The sequence below is a fragment of the Elstera sp. genome, assembly GCF_044372965.1.
In the GTDB taxonomy this organism is placed as follows: Bacteria; Pseudomonadota; Alphaproteobacteria; order Elsterales; family Elsteraceae; genus Elstera.
In genome coordinates this window covers 1-2,947 of record NZ_JBILQX010000289.1, presented here as the reverse complement: position 1 = coordinate 2,947, position 2,947 = coordinate 1, and the positions used below count along the sequence as shown (strand labels likewise).

The 2,947-nt window shown below is 59.5% G+C and carries 3 protein-coding genes; 2 read left to right on the top strand and 1 reads right to left on the bottom strand.

Features of this window, described 5'->3' with window-relative positions:
* Window positions 1-649: ROK family transcriptional regulator (locus ACIQ36_RS19740; protein WP_395832544.1), on the bottom strand; the 649-nt coding region annotated here is incomplete at its 3' end.
* A 208-nt stretch (window positions 650-857) separates the two neighbouring features.
* Between ACIQ36_RS19740 and ACIQ36_RS19735 the strand changes: the two genes are divergently transcribed.
* Both ACIQ36_RS19735 and ACIQ36_RS19730 read left to right on the top strand, forming a co-directional pair.
* A complete protein-coding gene (locus ACIQ36_RS19735) occupies window positions 858-1,880 on the top strand; it encodes a sugar ABC transporter substrate-binding protein (RefSeq protein ID WP_395832542.1) in 1,023 nt (340 codons plus the stop codon).
* Between the two features lie 128 nt (window positions 1,881-2,008).
* The coding region (locus ACIQ36_RS19730; RefSeq protein ID WP_395832540.1) for an ABC transporter permease at window positions 2,009-2,947 on the top strand (939 nt) is incomplete at its 3' end.

Here is a 2,947-nt window from a genome sequence, read left to right as displayed (position 1 = left end):
CTTGCCCGAAGGTGAGTTCGGCCCCGCACGCCGCCGTCGCATCATTCTCCACAAAGACCGGATAGGGCTGTACGGCAGCGAGTGTCTGGACCAGATCCGTATCGCGCCACGCCGACATATCGGCCCCGACGATATCGCCCCACAGCCAAAGCTCGAACGGAACCGCCACGCCCAGCCCGGCGATTCGCTCCCGCTGTTCGAGGGTGAGCGTTTCGGTTAGGGCGGGAACCCCCTGCGCCACAAAGCGGGCGATTGCCTCGGGCGAGGGCCAGGCATAGGCTTCGCGCAGCACTTTTCGGACCGTGCCGACAAAATTCATCAGCAGCAATTCCGCGCTGCGCCGCCCCACCTTGAGCCCTATTGCGAAAACGCCGTCCGGGTTCAGCGCCAAGGGGATGGAGGGTTGCCCCACCCGCCCGCGCTGGGGTTCGCCCCGCACCAGCAGTTGATCTTCCTCCAGCCGCCGCATTGTCACGGAGGCGGTTTGTGACGACAGCCCCGTGAGCCGCGCGATTTCGGCCTTTGGCAAGCTGCCATGGCGGCGCACCAGCGACAGCATCAGCCGCTCATTGAGCGTAAGCCCGCCCATAGGTTTGCGCCCAGCCGGATCTACGCCCGGTCCTGGGATCATCGTGTTCAGCACCATCATTCCTCCCGCCCGCACGGTCTTAGGGCAAGGGCGCGGGCCGCACAAGAATGACGCATCGAATAAATAAATCAACCTGCTTTATCTATTGACGACGACACGCAGGAGGTGTTTTCTAAGCGTTGAGAGGGGGGCATACCCCCCTGTCCAACCGAATAACGCGCAGTCCATAACGGACGCGCCCATAGCGATCCACCGGGAGGATCTCATTATGAAAGCTCTGACTTTAGCGTCGTGCCTTGGTGCCCTTATCGCGGGTATGGCCGTAAGCAATGCTGCCTTGGCCCAAACCAAGGCCTGCTTGATTACCAAAACCGAAACCAACCCCTTCTTCGTAAAAATGAAGGAGGGTGCCGCCGCCGCTGCAACCAAAAGCGGCATTAGCTTGCAAACCTTTGCCGGTAAGCTCGATGGCGATGTGGAAACCCAGGTTGCTGCGGTTGAAAGCTGCATTGCCGGTGGCGCAAAAGGCATTTTGATTACCCCGTCTGATTCGCGCGCCATGGTGCCGGTTATCGCCAAAGCCCGCCAAGCGGGCGTTCTGGTGATTGCGCTCGATACGCCGCTGGAGCCGGCCTCGGCCTCGGACGCGGTTTTCGCCACGGATAATTTCAAAGCGGGCGAACTCATCGGTAAATGGGCCGCCGCCAAGCTCGGCGACAAAACCAAGACCGCGAAAATCGCCATGCTGGACCTCAGCGCCCAACAGGTTTCGGTCGATTATTTGCGCGATCAAGGCTTCCTCAAGGGTTTTGGCATCGACATTAAAGACCCGAAGAAAATCGGCGATGAAGGCGATCTGCGCGTCGTTGGCCATGATGTGACGCAGGGCAACGAAGAAGGCGGGCGCAAAGCCATTGAAAACCTCCTTCAGCGCGACCCCGGCATCAATGTGATCTACACAATCAACGAACCTGCCGCCGCCGGGGCCTATGAAGCCCTGAAGGCGCTGGGGATCGAAAAGAACGTTACCATCGTTTCGGTCGATGGTGGTTGCCCTGGCGTGCGCAACGTCAAGCAGGGCGTGATTGGCGCGACCTCGATGCAGTTCCCGCTGCTGATGGCCGCAAAGGGCATCGAAGCCATTGAAACCTTTGTGAAGAGCGGCCAGAAGCCCAAAGCGACCGAAGGTCTCGACTTCTACGATACCGGCGTGGAGCTGATTACCGATTCGCCCGTACCCGGCATCACGTCCATCACCTCGGACGAAGGGCTGAAGAAGTGCTGGGGCTAAGCCTCTAGCCTTCTTGCGAGCCTAATACTCCCACTCCCCTCGGCAGGGTGGCCGGTCGCAGCCGGTGCCCTCAGGCTGTCGAAAGTCAGCCACCCTGCCATTTTTCTTTTGGGACAGAGGAGCCTGCGATGAGCAAGGCTAGTGCCGAACGGGCGCGCCTGCCCGCTTCCAGCGACGGAGTCACCATGACCCGAGTTTATCCCCCCGAACACACGCCCTCCGAGACCAAGCTACCTCCCGAAACCAAGTTGAACGAGAATTTTGCGAAATTCTTGGAGCCTGCCCCCTCGCCGCTCGTGCGCTTGCAGCATTTTTTGCACGGCAACCCAACGATGGTACCTGTCATCGTCCTGTTGCTCAGCATTCTGGCGTTTGGCGTGATTGCCGGGGACCGGTTCTTTCATCCGTTCAACTTATCGCTGATCTTACAGCAGGTTTCGGTGATCGGGATTTTGGCGGCGGCGCAAAGTCTGGTTGTGCTCACGGCGGGGATTGATCTGTCGGTCGCCGCGATCATGGTACTCTCCTCGGTTATCATGGGGAAACTCGCCATCGACGTCGGCGTACCAACACCGATTGCGATTATGGTCGGTTTTGTGGTCGGGGTTGGCTGCGGTTATATTAATGGCGCGCTGGTGACTCGGCTGAAGCTACCGCCGTTCATCGTGACCCTCGGCACCTGGAATATTCTGTTTGCCCTGAACCTTTGGCTTTCGGGCGCGCAATCGATCCGCAGTCAGGATATCGACCAGAGCGCGCCGCTGCTGAAATGGTTCGGCGAGCGCGTGAGCTTTATGGGCGCGCAATTCACCTATGGCGTGTTTTTAACGGCGATTTTATTTGCTGCCCTTTGGTTTCTGCTCAACCGCACGGCTTGGGGCCGTCATGTTTATGCGGTGGGCGACGATAAAGAGGCAGCGGAACTCGCCGGTATCCGCACCAACCGCATTTTGATGAGCGTTTACGGTTTGGCGGGGCTGGTCTGCGCCCTGGGCGCTTGGGCCTCCATCGGCCGCGTCGGCTCGGTCAGCCCGCAAAGCTTCTACGAGGGCAATCTGCAATCGATC

What these genes read in the sequence shown, in the direction of transcription:
- ACIQ36_RS19735 (WP_395832542.1), top strand. Translation starts at nt 858, where the DNA reads ATGAAAGCTCTGACTTTAGCGTCGTGCCTTGGTGCCCTTATCGCGGGT.